18 protein-coding genes are annotated in these 17,396 nt (G+C 67.4%); 5 read left to right on the forward strand and 13 right to left on the reverse strand.

Features of this window, described 5'->3' with window-relative positions; translation table 11 throughout:
• Positions 1-5: 5 nt before the first annotated feature.
• From G3W89_RS11130 to G3W89_RS11185, 12 genes are all read right to left on the reverse strand, one after another.
• Positions 6-680: an SDR family NAD(P)-dependent oxidoreductase gene (locus G3W89_RS11130; protein ID WP_162574141.1), complete on the reverse strand. Its 675-nt coding sequence runs from the start codon at positions 678-680 to the stop codon at positions 6-8.
• Positions 677-1,411, reverse strand: a complete 735-nt coding sequence (locus G3W89_RS11135) for an SDR family NAD(P)-dependent oxidoreductase (protein ID WP_162574142.1) — start codon at positions 1,409-1,411, stop codon at positions 677-679. The genes G3W89_RS11130 and G3W89_RS11135 overlap by 4 nt, the downstream gene beginning before the upstream one ends.
• Positions 1,408-2,334 (reverse strand): alpha/beta fold hydrolase, encoded by a 927-nt coding sequence (locus G3W89_RS11140; RefSeq protein WP_162574143.1) that lies wholly within the window; start codon positions 2,332-2,334, stop codon positions 1,408-1,410. Before G3W89_RS11140 ends, G3W89_RS11135 begins: the two co-directional genes overlap by 4 nt.
• Positions 2,335-2,339: 5 nt before the next feature.
• Positions 2,340-3,149: an ABC transporter ATP-binding protein gene (locus G3W89_RS11145; RefSeq protein ID WP_162574144.1), complete on the reverse strand. Its 810-nt coding sequence runs from the start codon at positions 3,147-3,149 to the stop codon at positions 2,340-2,342.
• Between the two features lie 22 nt (positions 3,150-3,171).
• Positions 3,172-4,194, reverse strand: coding sequence for a LacI family DNA-binding transcriptional regulator (locus tag G3W89_RS11150; protein WP_162574145.1), 1,023 nt, complete (start codon positions 4,192-4,194; stop codon positions 3,172-3,174).
• Entirely contained in the window at positions 4,191-5,048 is an 858-nt protein-coding gene (locus tag G3W89_RS11155; protein WP_162574146.1) for a sugar phosphate isomerase/epimerase family protein, read from the reverse strand. Before G3W89_RS11155 ends, G3W89_RS11150 begins: the two co-directional genes overlap by 4 nt.
• The gene (locus G3W89_RS11160; protein ID WP_162574147.1) at positions 5,045-5,938 is read right to left on the reverse strand and encodes an SDR family NAD(P)-dependent oxidoreductase; all 894 of its coding nucleotides are present in this window, start codon (positions 5,936-5,938) and stop codon (positions 5,045-5,047) included. The genes G3W89_RS11155 and G3W89_RS11160 overlap by 4 nt, the downstream gene beginning before the upstream one ends.
• Entirely contained in the window at positions 5,935-7,011 is a 1,077-nt protein-coding gene (locus tag G3W89_RS11165; RefSeq protein WP_162574148.1) for an ABC transporter substrate-binding protein, read from the reverse strand. The genes G3W89_RS11160 and G3W89_RS11165 overlap by 4 nt, the downstream gene beginning before the upstream one ends.
• A 51-nt stretch (positions 7,012-7,062) precedes the next feature.
• Positions 7,063-7,929: an ABC transporter permease gene (locus G3W89_RS11170; RefSeq protein ID WP_232076455.1), complete on the reverse strand. Its 867-nt coding sequence runs from the start codon at positions 7,927-7,929 to the stop codon at positions 7,063-7,065.
• The gene (locus G3W89_RS11175; RefSeq protein ID WP_162574149.1) at positions 7,914-8,690 is read right to left on the reverse strand and encodes an ABC transporter permease; all 777 of its coding nucleotides are present in this window, start codon (positions 8,688-8,690) and stop codon (positions 7,914-7,916) included. Before G3W89_RS11175 ends, G3W89_RS11170 begins: the two co-directional genes overlap by 16 nt.
• On the reverse strand, positions 8,687-10,627 hold the full coding sequence (locus G3W89_RS11180) for a bifunctional 5-dehydro-2-deoxygluconokinase/5-dehydro-2-deoxyphosphogluconate aldolase (protein WP_162574150.1): 1,941 nt from the start codon (positions 10,625-10,627) through the stop codon (positions 8,687-8,689). The genes G3W89_RS11175 and G3W89_RS11180 overlap by 4 nt, the downstream gene beginning before the upstream one ends.
• A gap of 93 nt (positions 10,628-10,720) precedes the next feature.
• Positions 10,721-11,536 carry an IclR family transcriptional regulator gene (locus G3W89_RS11185; protein WP_162574151.1) on the reverse strand — a complete coding sequence of 272 codons (816 nt, stop codon included), beginning with the start codon at positions 11,534-11,536 and terminating at the stop codon, positions 10,721-10,723.
• 147 nt (positions 11,537-11,683) lie between these two features.
• On the opposite strand from G3W89_RS11185, the gene G3W89_RS11190 reads away from it, so the two are divergent.
• On the forward strand, positions 11,684-12,886 hold the full coding sequence (locus G3W89_RS11190) for an iron-containing alcohol dehydrogenase (RefSeq protein WP_162574152.1): 1,203 nt from the start codon (positions 11,684-11,686) through the stop codon (positions 12,884-12,886).
• A gap of 6 nt (positions 12,887-12,892) precedes the next feature.
• Here the strand turns inward: G3W89_RS11190 and G3W89_RS11195 are convergent, their stop codons facing one another.
• The gene (locus G3W89_RS11195) at positions 12,893-13,432 is read right to left on the reverse strand and encodes a PaaI family thioesterase (RefSeq protein WP_162574153.1); all 540 of its coding nucleotides are present in this window, start codon (positions 13,430-13,432) and stop codon (positions 12,893-12,895) included.
• A gap of 58 nt (positions 13,433-13,490) precedes the next feature.
• On the opposite strand from G3W89_RS11195, the gene G3W89_RS11200 reads away from it, so the two are divergent.
• Genes G3W89_RS11200 through G3W89_RS11215 form a run of 4 tightly spaced genes read left to right on the forward strand, consistent with a single transcriptional unit; the run spans position 13,491 to position 17,374 of the window.
• A complete protein-coding gene (locus tag G3W89_RS11200; protein ID WP_162574154.1) occupies positions 13,491-13,955 on the forward strand; it encodes a MarR family winged helix-turn-helix transcriptional regulator in 465 nt (154 codons plus the stop codon).
• A complete protein-coding gene (locus tag G3W89_RS11205; RefSeq protein ID WP_162574155.1) occupies positions 13,948-15,219 on the forward strand; it encodes an MFS transporter in 1,272 nt (423 codons plus the stop codon). The genes G3W89_RS11200 and G3W89_RS11205 overlap by 8 nt, the downstream gene beginning before the upstream one ends.
• A 9-nt stretch (positions 15,220-15,228) precedes the next feature.
• Positions 15,229-16,635: an MATE family efflux transporter gene (locus tag G3W89_RS11210; RefSeq protein WP_162574156.1), complete on the forward strand. Its 1,407-nt coding sequence runs from the start codon at positions 15,229-15,231 to the stop codon at positions 16,633-16,635.
• 37 nt (positions 16,636-16,672) lie between these two features.
• Positions 16,673-17,374 (forward strand): SDR family oxidoreductase, encoded by a 702-nt coding sequence (locus G3W89_RS11215; protein WP_162574157.1) that lies wholly within the window; start codon positions 16,673-16,675, stop codon positions 17,372-17,374.
• Positions 17,375-17,396 lie beyond the last annotated feature (22 nt).

Genomic DNA, 17,396 nt, shown 5'->3' on the forward strand with positions numbered 1-17,396 from the left:
CGGGATCAGGCCACCCATCCACCCGCGACCGGCAAGGTCTGGCCGTACATGAAATCGCTTTCCCGCCCCGCGAGGAACAGCATGGCCTGGCCGCAATCACGCTGCGTTCCCAGTCGCCCCGCCGGGCACTCGGCAAGGCGCTCTCGAAACTCCTCCGTCTGCTGATACTGGGCCGAAAAATAGGTGGGGTTGTCGATGAAGGTCTGCGCGGTGGCGTTGACATGAACATCCGGCGCGACCTCCAAGGCCACGTTGCGCATGTATGCCAGCTGCGCGCCTCGGGCGGCGGCGTACATGGCGACGCCGCCGGGACGGCCGCGCAGGGCATTGGCACTGCCGGCCACCACGATCTTGCCGCTGCGTCTTTCGATCATCTGGGGCAACACCGCGCGCACGAGGCGGTGCAATGGGTAGTACAGCGCCGCCATCATCCGCTGCATCTCATCGTCGCTGCCGTCGACGGCTGGCCCTGCCTTGAAGGGAACTGCAAGGTTCGCGATCAGCACGTCGACGTGCCCGGCTTCGCGCACCAGGGCATCGGCAGCGAGCGGTGGCGACAGGTCGCGCGTGTCGGCGATGACATGCGCTCCCGCTTCCCGGAAGACCTCGACGATCCCTTCGCCGCAGCATTCGTCGGCCTGGGTGACCAGGACCCGTCGACCCTCCAGGCGTCCGTTCATGAATGAATCGTTCCGCCGTCGACGTTGATGATCTGCCCGTTGACGTAACTCGATGCCGGACTGCACAGGAACTCGATGACGGTGGCGACTTCGCGAGGTTCGGCGAAGCGCCGGATCGGAATCTCGGACATCAGCTTGTCGGCCCGATCGGCAATCAATTGACGCGACATCGGCGTCAGGATGATGCCGGGTGCAACCGCATTGACGTGCACCGCCGGGGCAAATCGGCGCGTCATGGCCCGCACCATTCCGGCGATCGCGCCCTTGGCGGCCGAATAGGCAATGCGGTCAAGTCCGCCCCGGCGAAACGCCAGCGAGCAGGCGAAGACCACTCGCGTCGGCAGCTCCGCAGTTCCAGCGCAATGTGCATGGAACAGGCGCCCCAGCTGGTAGCCGTTGCGCACGTTGGCCGACATCGTCTCGTCGAACAGGGTCAGATCGGCCGTGTCCTCCGGGTCGGGCAACGAAATGCCTGCCAGATGGACCAGTGCGTAGGGAAGAGGGCCATCGGTCAGGGCCCGCATGCAGTCCTCCTGGTCCGCCAACCCGTTCGTCTGGACCTGCAGCTCTCCGGGTGCGCCCAGCGCTTGCGCCGCACGCTCCAGCGCGTCGGTCGAGCGGTCCACCAGACGGACGCGCGCACCTGCTTCGAGGAAAACGCGCGCGCTCTCCACGCCGATGCCCCCGGCGCCGCCGGTGATGAGAATTGTCTTTTCGGAATAGAAGGTCAAGGCAGGTCCTCAAATCGATGGGGTGGTGCGGCTTGCTTGCGCTTGTCGAAGAAGTGAAGGATCTCGGCAGCGGCATGGTCGGGACGCTCGAAAGCCACGAAGTGGCCCGCGTTCTCGACGATGGCGACATCCACGTCGGAAAAATAGTCGCCCAGCCTGTCGACGAACTCGGGCAACAGCACAGGGTCGCTGGCACCCCAGCGCACACAGGTCGGGGTTTCAATGCGGGACAGGGAAGGCGGGCCTTCGCGCATCAGGCGCTCGCGGTAGGGCTGCATGGCCTTGTACCAGTTGAAGCTGCCCTGGAGATTGCCCGGGCGCAGGTAGGTGTCGACCCACGCTTCGAGGTCCTCGTCGAAGGCCCCGGGCGCATGCGACCAATGATCGAAGCAATGCTTGAGATAGCGCCTGCAGGCGGCACGGTCGGCCGACAGCCACTCTGCGACCCAGGGCAGCTGATTGAAATACTGGTACCAGGACTCCCGGATGACGCGAGGGTCTGCCCATCTTTCCCCGATCCCGGGATAGGGGCAGTCGAAGAAGAACAGGCCGGACAAGCGGGCGGGCTCCCTGCGTGCGTAGCCCTGGGCGATGTTCGCGCCCGAGTCGTGGCTCACCAGGCCGACGCCTTCGAGTTCGAGGCCGTCGATCAAGCCTGCCAGATCGGCAATGTGCAGATCGAGCGAATAGCTTTCGGATGCTTCGCCTGCCGGCTTGTCGGACTCGCCGAAACCTCGGAGGTCGTAGGCAATGACGTCGTGGTTCCGTGCCAGCAGCGGGATGATCTTGCGCCAGGTCCGCCAGAACTCCGGCCAGCCGTGAATCAGCACGAGTGGTGTGCCTTGCCCGCAGCGTACGTAGTGCAATCGCACGCCATCGACATCGATGAAGCCTTCGGCGAGGCCGTCGATCTCGTGACTCATGGGCGTCACGCCATCTCGCTGGCGATGGTCTGGAAGTCCTGCTCGCGCAACATCTTCCAGACCCGGCCCCTGATCTCGACGAAGCTGGGCAGGTCCATCACGTCCTCGATGCGCTCGTGCGCCGACCATCGCTCCGCCTGGCGGATCTTGGCCACGTCGATGTCAGCCACGATCTCGCCGCCATTGCGGCTCATCACCACAACCCGATCGGCCAGGTACACCGCCTCCTCGACCGCATGGGTGATGAACATGACCGTGCGTGGCGCGATGGCGCAAAGGCGCAGGAGCTCTTCCTGCATGACCGTGCGCGTCTGTGCGTCGAGGGCGCCGAAGGGCTCGTCCATCAGCAGGACGTCGGGTTCGAGGGCATAGGCGCGGGCGATCGCGACCCGCTGCTGCATGCCGCCCGACAGCTGGTGGGGGTAGGCATCTTCCCTTCCTTGCAGGCCCATGAGCTGCAGGAAATGGCGTACGCGCTCCTGCCGCTCGGCTTCGGGCATGCCCTTGCAGCGCAGGCCGAAGGCGATGTTCTCCGCCACGGTCTTCCACGGGAAAAGGGCGAACTGCTGAAACACCACGGCGCGGTCCGGGCCAGGACCCTCGACGTTCTTTCCGCCGACGTGCACCTGGCCGGACGTGGGTGCGTCCAGGCCGGCAGCAAGCCGCAGCAGCGTGGTCTTGCCGCAGCCCGACGGCCCGACGACCGCCACGAACTCGCGGTCACGCACATGCAGGTCGATGTCGCTCAGAACTGCGGTGGCGGCGCCGGCACGCGTGAACACGCGTTCGACTCGTTGAAACTGGATATCGCTCATGACAATCCTCATGCCTGGTGGTTCAGGCGCTGTCTCGGGGCACGATCTCGAAGCCGACATCGTGCACGGGGTTTTCAATCGTCTCGCCGCGCAGGCGGCGCAAGGCCAGCTCGCCGGCCTTGCGGCCGATCTCGCGCTGACGGACGTTGACGGTCGTCAACTGCGGACGGATCGCCCGGCCGAGGGGCGTGTCGTCGAAGCCGGCAATGGCCACGTCCTGCGGAACGCGAATGCCGAGCTGCGCGGCTTCGAGCACGAAGCCGGCGGCGATCATGTCGCTGGCGATGAAGATGGCTTGCGGACGCTTCTTGCCCGGCGGCATCGCCTGAAATTCGCGGGCCAGCTCCGCGCCGCTCTCCAGCTCCATGGGCGCCGATCCGATCCAGTCCTCGGTCGCCGGCAGGTTGGCCTCGGCGAGTGCCTGCCGGAATCCCTCCTCACGGGCACGCGTACGCTCGTTGTCGGTCTGGGTGCCGCCGCGGTACGCCAGCCGGGTGTGACCCTTGGCGATCAGGTATCGCGTCATCTCGAGGGCCGCCTTGAAATTGGAGAATCCAACCGCGACATCCATCGGTTCGGGTCCTACGTTCCATGTCTCCACGACGGGCATGCCCGCCTTCCGCAGCATGGTGCGCGTGGCACGGGTGTGGCTGAAGCCGGTAAGGACGACGGCGTCGGGGCGGTAGCCGAGCAGCCCGCGCAGCAGTTCCTCCTCGCGCTGCGCGTCGTATCCGCTGTGCGCAATGATCAGCGAGAAGCCAGCGCTGTTCAGCACGTCATTGATGCCGTGGACGGTCTCGGCAAAGACCGAGTTCGCGATGTTGGGCAGTATCAGTGCGACCAGCTTGCTTCCCCGCCTGGAGAGCGCGCGGGCGGTGAAGTCGGGCACGTAGCCGAGCTCGGAGACGGCCCGCAGCACGGCTTCGCGAGTCTCCGTCGTCACGGAGCCATGGTTGGCCAGCACCCGCGAAACGGTGATCGGCGAGACGCCGGCATGCAGGCCGACGTCACGCATCGTCAGCGAAGATCGCTTGGGCAGTTTCATCGGGCGTACCCGCTGCGGATGACCTGCATGAAGTTGGATGCGACGGCGCTGCTGTCGGCAAAGCGCTCTTCCCAGACCGCCAAGGCGTCGGCGTGGTCGGGCGCGAGCAGCTGTCGCGAGAACGCCTCGACGCCGACGATGCCGCGATAGCCGAGTTTCGCGGCCTCCCGCACCAGGCGGGTGAGATCGAGCGATCCTTCGAATGCATCGCCGCGATGGCTCTGGTCGAGTTCGAGGTAAGCCAGCCGCGGCAAGGCAGCCTCGATGGCGGCGACCGGATCGGATTCGTCGATGCTCATATGGAAGGTATCGAGGTGCAGGTAGACGTTGTCGTGTGCAACGGCCTCGAGGAAGGCCAGCGCGCGGCGCGTGTTGTACAGCAACGGCGTCTCGTAGCGATTGACGACTTCCAGCGCCAGGCGCACGCCCGACCTTGCGGCATGCTCGGCAAGGTGGTGCATCGATTCGGCTGCCCGCGCGAAGGCGTCGCCGGACAAGGGCCGCATGGCCTTGTGAATGGGGCCGTAGAGGACGCCGCCGATCTGGCTGGAGCCCATGTCGCGTGCCAGGGCGATGGCCTGGCAGAGATGCTCGATGCCCTGCGCGCGCACGGCAGGGTCCGCGTCGCCGATGTCCTTGTCCGGCGAAAGTCCACAGGTGTTGAGCGGTGCAAGGCCTTCGGTCTCGAACAGTCGCGCGAGCGCCTGCGGCTCGATGTCCTCGAAGCGCCGCAAGGGCACGACCACGTGGTCGTAGCCGATGGCAGCGGCTTGTGCCAGCGTGGGTGTCAGACCGGCCGGGCTCCAGTCAGGACCCCACACCGCTGCATGGATGGCCGTTCGCACTGCGGTCATGTCGCCCCTGCCGGGTCTGCGAAGAAGCGGGCCTGAATATGCCGGAGCGCTTCCACCGGCAATGCTTCGCCGATGGCTTCTCCCGGGTCGCCGCGCATGGTGTAGCCGCCATCGACAGGCAACAAGGTGCCCGTGATGAACCCAGAGGCCGGCAAGGCGAAGAAGGCGATGGCATGGCCGATCTCTTCCGGCAAGCCCCAGCGGCCCGCCGGAGCGCGGTCGGCGTAGGGCGCGTAGTCGAGCATTCCGGCATCCAGCCGCGCCTGGAGCGTTTCGGTCAGGATGTACCCGGGCGCTACTGCATTGACCGTGATCCCCCGCCGCGCGACTTCCACCGCCAGGGACTTGGTGAAGCCGTTGATGGCGTGCTTGGCGATGGCGTAGCCACTGCGAAATGGCAGGCCGAGCACGCCAAGCACCGAGGAGATGTTGATGATGCGTCCGAAGCCTCTGCCGGCCATGGCGGGTATCACGGCCTGGCTACACAGGTAGGTACCCCGTACGTGCACGTCGAACATGGCCTGCACATCGTCGATGGGCATGTCCGCGACCCCCGCCAGGCGAGGCGTCATGATGCCCGCCGCGTTGACGAGCACGTCGATGTGCCCCAGGTCCGCCTCGCATCGGGCGATGGCTGTACGCACGGCCTCGGCGTCGACGACGTTCGCACCTGCCCATGTCGTGCGGACGCCGAACCGGCGTTGCAGCGCAAGCGCCGCGCGTTCCGCCGATCCGTGATCGAGGTCCACGATCGCAATGTCCGCTCCGCGGCGCGCGCATTGCGCCGCCGTCGCGAAACCGATGCCCTGTCCGGCGCCGGTCACCAGTGCAACGAGCCCGACGAGGCTGTCGATGCCACCCTGCGGAGCGCCGATGGAAGATGGACTCATAGTGCGCCTGGCTTTCCCTCGGCAAAGGCCTTGAGCTTCGGGTGGCTGTTGATGTAGTTCAGCACGGTAGGATTGATATAGGCCTTGGCGTCCAGCACGTCGGGAATGGTGCCGGCACCCTTGAAGAACTGCGCCAGCCGAGTGCTCTCCTGGTCGAGCTTGCCCGGTCCGGCGGAGCGGTCGAACCACTTGAGTTGCTCGTCGAGGCTCCAGTAGCTGCGCGTCTCGATTTCGCCGGTCATCTCCTCGGGCGAGAGGCTCACGCCGCCCTTGTCATAGAACTTCTTCATTGATGCGAGCGTTGCCGCGCGGTCGGCGCGCATGACGTTCATCCCGCGCAGGAACATGGCCGCGAAGCGCGCAACCGTATCGAGGTTCTCCGTGAGGTATTCGGGGCGCACCACCATATTGCCGGTCACCAGCACGCCTGCGCTCTGCCCGTCGCAAAGGAGCTTGCCGCCGGTCTTTTCGATGCGGGCGAAGTGCGGATACCAGACGGCGCCCACCGGAATGTCGCTGCCCTTGAAGGCGTCGACGATGGCGCCGGGAGCAATGTTGACCGCCTTCACATCCCCTGGCTTGAGCCCCAGCTTGGCGAAGCAGGCCTGCGCCGCATAGTCCGAGGTGGAGTTGGCAGGCACGAGGTACTGCTTCCCCTTGAGAGCCTTGACAGGGTCGCTCTTGATCGCACTGTAGTCGGTCGCCCGGGCCACCACGCCGTTGGCCCGTGAATCATCGATCAGGATGAGCACGGTCTGCAGATTGAAGCGCGAAGCGCCCAGCAATGCCGGCGGGCCCCCCATCAGGCCGATGTCCCATGTCTTGGACGGCACTGCCGCCACCTGCTGGGCACCGGCCACGAACGAAGTCATGTTGCCCGGCTTGAGGCCCGCTTCAGCCCACCAGCCGTTGTCGTCGGCGAGCTGCAGCGGGACACCATGGATGGTGACCTGGTAGCTGACGTTGACGGGAGTCGGCTCGGCCGCGAGCGAAGGACCGGCCAAGGCACTCATGGCGAGAGCGGCCAACGCCAGGCGGCGGGTGAGGTGATGAGGTTGAAGCTTGAATGTCATTTGTGTCTCCTTGCGAACTTGGAAAGGGATCGCCGACAGCTGCCGGCGCGATCACGAAACGGTCGAGCCGAGCCGCCGCTGCACGTACCGCTCCAGGTGCCGGAACAGCACCTCGAGCAGCAAACCGACCAGGCCGATGGCGAGCATGCCGACCAGGACGATGACGATGGTGCGGTTCATCTGCCCGCGAACCATGAGGTAGGCCACGCCGGAGGTGGCCACGATCAATTCGGCGCCAACGAGCGACTGCCAGGCGTTGCCAGCCGCCACGCGCAGCGCAGCGACCATGGACGGGACTGCGCTCGGCACCACCACCTCCAGGAGGATGCGCAGGTGACTCGCTCCCAGCATGCGCGCCGCCTCCTGCAGGCGCGGGTCCACCATGCGCGCGCCGCCGTAGGCACCGATGACGCATGCGGGGAAGGCGCCCGAGAAGATGATGAGCACCGGTCCCCCGAAGCCGGTGCCGAACCACAGTACGGCAAACGGCACCCAGGCGATGGGCGCGATGAAGCGCAGAAGATTGAAGATGGGCTGGATCACCGTTTCGAGCCAGCGGTTCCACCCCATCGCCAGGCCCAGCGGAATGCCCACGATCGCCGCCAGGCCGAAGCCTGCGCCGAACCGGCGCAGGCTCGCAAGCAGGTGCGCCTGGAGGGTCGAGCCCGCAAACGGCTGGTGCAGCATGTCGATGAATGCCGCGACGACAGCGACGGGCGTGGCCAGCGTGCTTCGCTCATCGACCTGCATCGCCACCACCTGCCAGGCCGCGAGAAAGGCCGCGATGCCCAGGGCCCCGATCCAGCGGCGCGGCGGCACGTCGGCCGCGATCAGCACGTTCGCGCGCTGGCGACGCGCCGGCGGCGAGACCGATGCGGGACCCGGGCGCCGGGCGCGCGCCATCAGCGCTTCCTCCATGGCATCACCCACCTTTCCGCCCAGGTCAGCAGCAGGCTGCTGAGCATTCCCAAGATGGCGACGGTGACCATGCCGACGAGGATCATTCCGGGGTAGACATCATCCTTTCCGGCCGTCAGCACCTTGCCCACGCCCCAGATCGCCCCCAGCAGCTCGGCCGCGACGATGACGGTCCACGAGGTCTGCAGCGCCAGGCGCAAGCCGATGGCGATATGCGGCATGGCGCCGGGCAGGATCACATGGCGCAGCCATATCCAGCCGCGCGCACCATTGACGCGGGCTGCCGCCAGCAGCGTGCGGTCGATCTGCTCGACGCCGGTGGCCGTGTTGATGACCAGCGGAATCGATGCAGCCATGGCCATGACGAACAGCTTGGATGCGTCGCCAAGCCCGAACCACAGCAGCGCCAACGGGATCCAGGCCAGCGGCGGCACCGGACGCAAGAAGTTGAAGATAGGCATCAGGAAGTCGCGCCAGAAGGCCGACAGCGACACTGCCAATCCCATTCCGATGCCGAACACCACGGCCAGTGCGAATCCGCGGACCACCAGCCAGGTGCTGGTGCCCACATGCTTTGCGAGGTCGCCGCCAGCGTAGCCGTCCAGGGTGATCTGCCTGAGCGAGCTGAGAAAGGTAGCCGGGTCAGGGAAGCGCGCGGCGTCGATCCATCGGAGCGGGCCGGTGGCGATCCACCACAGCAGCACGAGCGCAACGATTGGGCCGATGCTGGCGGCGAACCGTGCCAGGCCGGTCTGCCTCATGCGCGCTCCTCCTGGACGATGCCCGCCGCGGCGGAGGCATGCTGCGCCTTGCCTTGGCCACCGTTGCAGTTCCATGCGGCAACCAGCGCCTCGAAGCCCGCGATCAGCGACTTCTCGAAGATGTCGTCTTCAATCTTCCCGGCAAGCCATGCGGTGGCGGGCACCATGAACAGTGTTCGGCCTACGGCGAACCCGCGCATCAGAGGGCGGCCGCTGGCCGCCGTGAATGCCTTGGCCAGTTCTTCCGGGGAACGGCCACCGCCGAGCAGCAGGATCCCACGGCACATCGGGTTGTCATTGCAGATCGCCTGTTCGATGGTGTCCCACGCGCCGGCGTCGGAAAAGGCGGGCAGTTTCCACCAATCGGGCTTGACCCCGAGTGCCTGGATGGCCCGGATGCGCCGTTCGGCGGCACGCGCGTCCTGCGCCGTGTCGGGGTGCACCAGTTCGAGCAGCAGTTCCATGCCGTACATGGACGTGGCGGCATACAGCTCGCGCAAGCGCTCTTCCTGGAGCGCGCGGCTTTCTTCGTCCTCCATCGGCACCAGGCACTTGACGATGTGATGGCGCGGCCAATGCGCCAGTTGGACCGCGGCCGGCAGGTCATCCTGAAGTCGCAGCGGCGCTGGGCCCGTCCGTTCGATCTTGCGGCCCACCCAGGCGATATCGGCGCCGATGCGATGCAACGCGTCCTCGCCCGCGCCATCGTCGAACAGCACGCCGACTTCCGGTCGATGGCGAGCCATCCGCAGCGCTATTTCGGCAATCAGGCACTTCAGTCCCGCAATGCTGCGCCCCTCGGCGCACGGCAGCCCCTCGAAGGGCGCCACGTGATCCGCCGCCATCACGAACACCGTCGATGGCCGTGGCCGTCGCGTGGTTGTGCGGTGCAGGTAGGCGAGGTACTCGCTGCGATGCAGCGCATGGTCGTGCTGGCCTTCGCGGAGGAACCAGTCCAGTTCCTGGGTGGTCGGCGACGCAGGCGAGCATCCGTGGCGCGACACCACCAGGGCGCCTGTGGCGTTCCCCCGGCGGCAGCATTCGGCCCATGGCATGTCGCGCAGCCAGCCCGAAAGAAATCCAGACATGAAGCCGTCCCCGGCGCCCACCACGTTGAACACCTCCACCGGGAAGCCGGGGCCGACCACACCATCCTCCACGCGCGACGGAATGTCGCCGGGGAACACCACGCAGCCTGCGGCACCGCGCTTGAGGATGATCGGCGCTGCAGTCAAGCGCCGGATGGCCCTGAGTGCCTTGATGGTATCGATGTCACCCCCGGCGATATGAATCTCTTCTTCGGTGCCCACGACAAGGTCGAAGCGAGACATGAAGCGCTGGCTTGCTTCGGTCGCCCGCGAGGAATCGACGTAGCGGCTTTCGCCGCCGTCGCGCGACACCAGGCCCCAGAACACCGGGCGGTAATCGATATCGAAGATCACCTTCGTTCCGCGTGCTTTCGCACGTTCGACGGCAGAACCGATGTTGGCCGCTGCTGCATCGGTCGTCAGGTGCGAACCCGAGACGAGAAGGGCGCGCGCCGAGCCGATGTACTCCTCCGTGTAGTCGCCGGGCGCGATCGCCATGTCGGCGCAGTTCTCGCGGTAGTGCAGCAACGGAAAGCTGTCCTTGTTCCGGATGCCGAGAAAGGCCACGGCTGTCAGGCGCTGCGAGTCGGGCACCACGCAGTGCGTATCCACGCCCTCGCGTTGCAGGCTCTCGCGCAGGAAGCGGCCATTGTGATCGTCGCCGACGCGCGTGATCAGGCCAACGCGCAACCCGAGACGCGCCGTGCCGATGGCAATGTTGGCGGGGCATCCGCCGACGTATCTTGAAAACGACGAGACGTCTTCGAGGCGAGCGCCGACCTGGTCGCCATACACGTCGACGATGGTGCGGCCCATGGTGATCAGGTCCAGCGGACGAGAGTGGATCATGAAGATTTCAATGCAGTGATTGGTATCGATACCATCAATTTTCCACTCCGCAATGGCTCGAAAGCCATCCGTGGCAACCCTAGGAAGGAGGAGTCACCGGCGCGCGCCCAGTCCCTGCTCGATCTCGCGCACCATCTCGATCAGCCGGGGCCGGACCTCGTCCCACAGCGTGTCGCGCGACATGCTCTGCGCCGGCCCCGCCGCATTGATCACCATCAGCGGCAGCCCGCCGCCCGGCTGGAAGGGCACGGCGATGCCGTTGATCTCCTTTTGCCATTCGCCGAAGGAACCGACGGCGCCACTCTCGGCGAAGTCGCTGCAGGCCTGGCGAATGCCTTTTTCGATGCGCGGCCAGGCGATCGGGTCGAGAGCCTGGATGCGTTCCTCCAGCGCCAGCCGCACGTTCTCCGGCGCCGCAGCAAGATAGGCGCGGCCCATCGCGGTGGTCGCCAGCGGAATGCGCGCGCCGATGTCCAGCCGCAGCGTCACGATCGAATGGCCGCGGCAGTTCTCGATGTAGAGCATCGACATCTCGTCACGCAGGCCGAGCGAGACCTGCGTGCCGGTGTCGATTGCCAGCTGCTGCATCAGCGGCCGGCTCATCTCCTTGACGTCCAGCCGCGCCAGCGTGGTGCCGCCGAGCATCAGCGTCGCCATGCCGAGGCGGTAGCGGCCCGATTCCTCGACGTGATGCAGGTAGCCCAGCTTCGTCAGCGTGTAGGTCAGGCGCGTGACGGTGGACTTGGGCAGCTTGCAGCGTTCCGCGAGCTCCTGGTTGCCGAGGCGCTCCTCGCCCGACCTGAAGCAGCGCAGCACGTCGAGGCCGCGCGCCAGGGCGGTGACGAAGTGGCGGTCTTCGCGGCCATCGTCCAGCAGATCCGGATCGAAATGGGCGGGGGAACTCTTCATGATGGTCTCCTGCGTTCTGCACAGCGGTATCGACGTTGGCGCGGCCAGGCGTTCGCTCCTATGAACCCGCGTCGCGCCAACCCACAATTGCAGAAGTATGAACCGCGATGCAAAACGAGTGCAGCGCCCATTACAGGAGACAACCCCATGGAGCAGCCAATCGCCACCGGTGCCCACAACTTCGCTTCCATCGAACGCGTCGTGTTCGGCCAGCCTGCAGCCGCAGTGATTGCGGCCGAGGCGGCACGGCTCGGGAGCCGGCGCGTCTTCATCGTCGCGAGCCGCACGCTGCGCACGCAGACCGGTGTCATTCGCGAGATCGAGACCGCGCTCGGCGATCGCCACGCAGCCACCTTCGACGGAATCCCGCAGCACACGACCCGCGCCGGCGTGGCGCGCGCAACGGCCGCTGCCCTGGAAGTGGAGGCCGACCTCGTCGTGGCGGTGGGCGGGGGCTCCGTCGTCGACGCCGCGAAGATGGTGCTGCTGTGCATGCGCCACGGCATGACCGACACGCACCTGGAAGCGCTCGACCGTTTCGAAGTGAAGCTGGGCGAAGACGGCAAGCCGGTGCGGCCGGTCTTCGACGGCCCCGCGCTGCGCATGATCGCGGTGCCCAGCACGCTCAATGGCGGCGAGTTCAACGGGGGCTGCCTGGTGACCGACGAGCGCCGCAAGCTCAAGCAGACCTTCTTCCACCCGCTCATGATGCCGCGCACCGTCGTGCTCGATCCGGCACTGACGCTGCACACGCCCGAGTCGCTGTGGCTGGGCTCCGCCACACGCGCGCTCGACCATGCCATCGAAGCGTTGCTGTCGACCACGCCGACGCCGCTGGCCGATGCAGTGGTGCTCGACGGCATCGCGCGCATGGTGCGTGCGCTGCCGGCCTGGAAGGCCGAGCCGCAGAGCCGGGCGGTGCGCGCCGAATGCCAGGTCGCGAGCTGGCTCTGCTCCTACGGCTTGTCCAGCCGCGGACCGCAGGGGGGCGTCATGATGGGCCCCAGCCACGCCATCGGCCATGTACTGGGCGGCAGCTGCGGCGTGCCGCACTACTACTGCACGCCGGTGATGATGCCCGCGATCCTGAAGTGGTCCGAGCCGGCGACCTCGGCGCGTCAGCGTCAGCTGGCCCAGGCGCTCGGCCGGCCCGCACTGAGTGCGGCCGAGGCCTTCGCCGAACTCGTGAAGTCCCTGGGCCTGCCTTCGACGCTGCGCGATGTCGGCGTCGATGAGGGCCAGTTCGAGATGATTGCCCGCACCAGCATGCGCGAGCTCTTCATCCACGGCAACGCGCGCAAGATCTCAGGGCCCGCCGAGGTGCAGGAGATCCTGCGGCTCGCCGTCTGAGGGCGTTCAGCGCTTCGTCTCGAACACCAGGCAGGTGGTGGTGGCGTGCGCGTACAGCGTGCCATCGGGGCCGACCAGCCGCGCCTCGGCGGTTGCCAGCTGCCGGCCGCAATGGATCACCTTGCCTTCGGCGCGCACGCGCTGCACCTTGGGCGTGAGGCCCTTCACGTAGTTCACGCCCAGTTCTGCCGTGGTGTAGGCCCGCCCCGGCGGCATCATCGTGTGCACCGAGCAGCCCAGCGCTGAATCGAGCAAGGTGGCAACCCAGCCGCCATGGATGGTGCCCAGCGGATTCAGGTGTTGCGGCAGCGGCGTGCCCTGGAACACTGCGATGCCGGAGCTGACCGAGAGGATGGTGAAGTCGAGTGTCTTCGCGATCGCGGCATAGCGGATCTCGCCGCGCAGCATCGCCTGCATGACTTCGAGCCCGGTCTTGCCTTCGATCTGCTCGGGGCTGGCGAGGCCGGGACCGGGGCCGGCGTCAAGGCGGGCGATGACTTCGCGCTCTTCCGCGAGCCAGGCCTCGAGGGAGTTGTTCTGCGTCAAGGGTCTTTCTCCGATTTAAAGGTTGCATATGCAACGGTTGTAGATACAATCTTCAGCCATGAATGCTATCGCAAAGCCGCAGGGCTGTACCAACTTCAGGTTGCGCCGCCTGACGCGCATGGTGTCGCGGCACTACGACGCGCACGTGGCCGCGTCAGGCCTCAAGACCACGCAGTACTCCCTGCTCTCGCACGTGTTGAGCCTGGGTCCGCTGCGCCCGGTGGACCTGGCCGGCGCGATGAACGTCGACGCCTCCACGCTCAGCCGCAATCTCAAGCCCATGCTCGCCGCCGGCTGGCTCACGCAGGGGGAGGGGCCCGATGCGCGCAGCCGGCTGGTCGCCATCACCGACACCGGCCGCGCCAAGCGGGCCGAGGCGCAGCGCCTGTGGCGTGCCGCGCAGATGGAGCTCAACGAGATGCTCGGCGTCGAGCGCGTCGTGGCCCTGCACCAGTTGATCGACGACAGCATCGCGCTCCTGCAGCGCGCCGGATTGAAAGACGAGGAGAGTAACGATGAGTGATTCCAACGCCAACGCCAACGCCACGCCCGGCACGAGCACCGGACCAGCCGCCGTGCGGCACTACGGGCTGTGGCTCGTGCTGCTGGCGACCGCCGGCACCTTCGCGCTCACGATGGGGGTGCGCCAGACCATGGGCCTGTTCCTGTCGTCGGTCAACACCTCGACCGGGCTGGGCGTCGCCAGCATCAGCCTGGCCTTCGCGTTCGGCCAGCTCTGGTGGGGGTTGACGCAGCCCTTCGCCGGCGCGGTGGCAGACCGCATCGGCACCGGCCGCGTGATCTTCGTCGGCGTGCTGCTGGTGGCACTGGGCACCATCATCACGCCCTTCATGACGACGACCGCCGGCCTGATCTTCGCGATCGGCGTACTGGCGGCGGGCGGCGCCGGCATGGCCGGGCCCTCGGTGCTGATGGGTGCCACCGCGCGCCTGGTGACGCCCGCGCAGAGGGGACTGGCCACAGGCATCGTGAACGCGGGCGGCTCCTTCGGCCAGTTCGCGATGGCGCCGATCGCCATCGGCCTCACCGCCGCCTACGGCTGGGCCAACGCCATGCAGGTGCTGGGCTTCCTGATCCTGCTGGCATTGCCGGCGGTCTTCGTACTCAGGGGCAATTCCAATGCGCTCGCCGCGGCATCGGGTGCCAAGCGCCTGAGTGCGCGCGAAGCGGTCGGGCAGGCGCTTGCGCAGCCGAGCTTCCGCCTGCTGAGCCTGGGCTTCTTCGTCTGCGGCTTCCACGTGGCCTTCCTCGCCACCCACCTGCCGGGCGTGGTCGCGGCTTGCGGGCTGCCGCCGGAAGTGGGCGGCTGGTCGCTCGCGATGATCGGCTTGTTCAACATCGTCGGCAGCCTCGCGATGGGCTGGGCGGTGGGCCGCTGGCGCATGAAGTCGCTGCTCGCGCTGCTCTATGCAACACGGGGCGTGGCGGTGCTGGTCTTCCTGCTGGCGCCGAAGACGACGCTGGTGATGCTGCTGTTCGCGGCGGTGATGGGCGTGACCTTTCTCTCCACCGTGCCGCCCACCGCGGGCCTGGTGGCCAAGATGTTCGGCCCGGCCAACATGGCGATGCTGTTCGGCATCGTGATGCTCGCGCATCAGATGGGCGGCTTCCTCGGGGCTTACCTGGGCGGCACCATCTTCGAGGCCACCGGCAGCTACGACTGGGTCTGGTACATCGACATCGTGCTGGCCGCCGGCGCCGCGCTGGTCAACCTGCCGATCCGCGAGGCGCTCGTGCCGTCGCGTGCCGCCAAGGCCGTGGCCTGAACCATCGCCATGGTCCCAGTCGATCCACGAACGCGCCTGCTGCTGGAGGCGCCGATCGCCCGCACCCTTCTGCGCCTGGCCATGCCCAACGTGCTGGTGATGGTCGCGCAGGCCTCGGTCGGGCTGATCGAGACCTACTTCGTCGGCAAGCTCGGCACCGATGCGCTGGCCGGCATGGCGCTGGTGTTCCCCATCGTCATGCTGATGCAGATGACCTCGGCCGGTGCCGTGGGCGGCGGCATCGCTTCGGCCATCGCCCGGGCGCTGGGCGGTCAGCGTCGGGCGGATGCCAATGCGCTGGTGCTGCACGCGATGCTCGTGGCGCTGGGCTTCGGGCTGGTCTTCAGCACCGTGCTGCTCATGGGTGGCCGCGCGCTCTACGCCAGCATGGGCGGAGAAGGCGCGTCGCTGCAAGCGGCGCTGACCTACTCGCACTGGGTGTTCGCCGGCGCGGTGCTGGTGTGGCTCTTCAATTCGCTGGCGGCTGTGATCCGCGGCACCGGCAACATGGCGGTGCCTGCCAGGGTGACCGTGGGCGGCGTGTTCTTTCTGGTGCCCGTGTCGCCATTGCTGATCTTCGGCTGGGGTCCCATCCCCGCGCTCGGCATCGCAGGCGGGGCGATCGCGCTGCTGCTGTACTACCTGGTCGGGACCCTGGCGCTGCTGGCTTACCTGCGCTCGGATGCCAGCTACCTGAAGCTCTCGTTCTCGGGCGTGCGGCTGCGCTGGCCTCTGTTCCGCGACATCCTGCGCGTGGGCCTGATTTCTTCCATCGCCACCATCTGCGTCAACCTGTCCGTCGCGGTCGCCACTGCGCTCGCCGGCCAGTTCGGCGCGGGCGCGATCGCGGGCTACGGCACTGGCTCGCGCCTCGAGTACCTGCTGGTGCCGCTGGTCTTCGGCTTCGGCGCACCGCTGCTGGCGATGGTCGGCACCTGCATCGGCGCCGGCCAGCGCGAGCGCGCGCTGCGGGCCACGTGGGTCGGCGTGGCCATGGCCTTCGCGATGGCCGAAGCGGTGGGCCTGGCGGCCGCGCTGTTCCCGCGGCCCTGGCTGATGCTCTTCGGCAACGATGCGGCCATGCTCGAGGCCGGCACGCAGTACCTGCGTACGGTGGGACCCTTCTACGGCTTCTTCGGCGCCGGGCTGGTGCTGTACTTTGCCTCGCAGGGCGCGGGGCGGCTCTTGTGGCCCGTGCTGGGCAACGTGGCGCGGCTCGTGGTCGCCGCGCTCGGCGGCTGGCTCGCGTTGCGCTGGACCGGCGAGCTGGTGCACGTCTTCACGGCCCAGGCCGTGGCGCTGTTGATCTACGCGATCGTCATTGCGGGGGCCATCGCCGGCGGCGCGTGGTTCGGGCCGGTGGGCTGGCCGCGCAGCACGGCCGGGCTGCTGCGGCGGGTCGGCGCCTCCTCCTGATTTCCTCGTTCATCCCCTCTCACTTCTGGAGCTTCACATGCAGATCAAGGACGCTGTCGTTTTCATCACCGGCGCCAATCGCGGCCTCGGCCTGGCCTATGCGCGCGCCGCGCTTGCGGCCGGCGCGAAGAAGGTCTATGCGGCCGCGCGCGACCCGAAATCCGTCACGCTCGATGGCGTGGTGCCGGTCGCCCTCGATGTCACGCAGACCGCGCAGGTCGAGGCTGCCGCGCGAGCCTGCGGCGACGTGACCCTCGTCATCAACAACGCCGGCATCTCGCGCGGCTCGAGCCTGCTGTCGGACGACTCGCTCGACGCGGCCAGGGCCGAGTTCGACACCAACTTCTTCGGCCTCTGGGCCGTGAGCCGCGCCTTCGCGCCGGTGCTGGCGAAGAACGGCGGCGGCGCCATCGTCAACGTGCTGTCGGCGCTGAGCTGGATCACCTTCCCCAGCGTGGCGACCTACAGCACCTCCAAGTCGGCCGCCTGGTCGCTGAGCAACGGCCTGCGCAACGAGCTCGCCGGGCAAGGCACGCAGGTCGTCAGCGTGCACGTGGGCTACATGGACACCGACATGGCGAGCCATGTGCCTGGCGACAAGACCTCGCCCGACGACGTGGCGCGCCAGACCCTGGTCGCGGTGGAGGCTGGCGAGCCGGAGGTGCTGGCGGACGCGACCGCCCGGCAGGTGAAGCAGGGCTTCGGCGCGACGCCGCCGGCCTACGCGGCGGCGGGCTGAAGGGCAGGGCGCTCGGATCAAG

Origin of the sequence: Variovorax sp. PBL-H6 (genome assembly GCF_901827155.1) — a bacterium.
Lineage (GTDB): Bacteria > Pseudomonadota > Gammaproteobacteria > Burkholderiales > Burkholderiaceae_C > Variovorax.

Excerpts from the sequence above, each read along its gene's own strand:
- G3W89_RS11190 (WP_162574152.1), top strand. The coding sequence starts at position 11,684 with ATGGAGCAGCCAATCGCCACCGGTGCCCACAACTTCGCTTCCATCGAA.
- G3W89_RS11160 (WP_162574147.1), bottom strand. The coding sequence starts at position 5,938 with ATGAGTCCATCTTCCATCGGCGCTCCGCAGGGTGGCATCGACAGCCTC.
- G3W89_RS11150 (WP_162574145.1), bottom strand. The coding sequence starts at position 4,194 with ATGAAACTGCCCAAGCGATCTTCGCTGACGATGCGTGACGTCGGCCTG.
- G3W89_RS11165 (WP_162574148.1), bottom strand. The coding sequence starts at position 7,011 with ATGACATTCAAGCTTCAACCTCATCACCTCACCCGCCGCCTGGCGTTG.
- G3W89_RS11215 (WP_162574157.1), top strand. The coding sequence starts at position 16,673 with ATGCAGATCAAGGACGCTGTCGTTTTCATCACCGGCGCCAATCGCGGC.
- G3W89_RS11140 (WP_162574143.1), bottom strand. The coding sequence starts at position 2,334 with ATGAGTCACGAGATCGACGGCCTCGCCGAAGGCTTCATCGATGTCGAT.
- G3W89_RS11210 (WP_162574156.1), top strand. The coding sequence starts at position 15,229 with ATGGTCCCAGTCGATCCACGAACGCGCCTGCTGCTGGAGGCGCCGATC.
- G3W89_RS11170 (WP_232076455.1), bottom strand. The coding sequence starts at position 7,929 with ATGGAGGAAGCGCTGATGGCGCGCGCCCGGCGCCCGGGTCCCGCATCG.
- G3W89_RS11175 (WP_162574149.1), bottom strand. The coding sequence starts at position 8,690 with ATGAGGCAGACCGGCCTGGCACGGTTCGCCGCCAGCATCGGCCCAATC.
- G3W89_RS11200 (WP_162574154.1), top strand. The coding sequence starts at position 13,491 with ATGAATGCTATCGCAAAGCCGCAGGGCTGTACCAACTTCAGGTTGCGC.
- G3W89_RS11155 (WP_162574146.1), bottom strand. The coding sequence starts at position 5,048 with ATGACCGCAGTGCGAACGGCCATCCATGCAGCGGTGTGGGGTCCTGAC.
- G3W89_RS11205 (WP_162574155.1), top strand. The coding sequence starts at position 13,948 with ATGAGTGATTCCAACGCCAACGCCAACGCCACGCCCGGCACGAGCACC.
- G3W89_RS11180 (WP_162574150.1), bottom strand. The coding sequence starts at position 10,627 with ATGATCCACTCTCGTCCGCTGGACCTGATCACCATGGGCCGCACCATC.
- G3W89_RS11130 (WP_162574141.1), bottom strand. The coding sequence starts at position 680 with ATGAACGGACGCCTGGAGGGTCGACGGGTCCTGGTCACCCAGGCCGAC.
- G3W89_RS11145 (WP_162574144.1), bottom strand. The coding sequence starts at position 3,149 with ATGAGCGATATCCAGTTTCAACGAGTCGAACGCGTGTTCACGCGTGCC.
- G3W89_RS11185 (WP_162574151.1), bottom strand. The coding sequence starts at position 11,536 with ATGAAGAGTTCCCCCGCCCATTTCGATCCGGATCTGCTGGACGATGGC.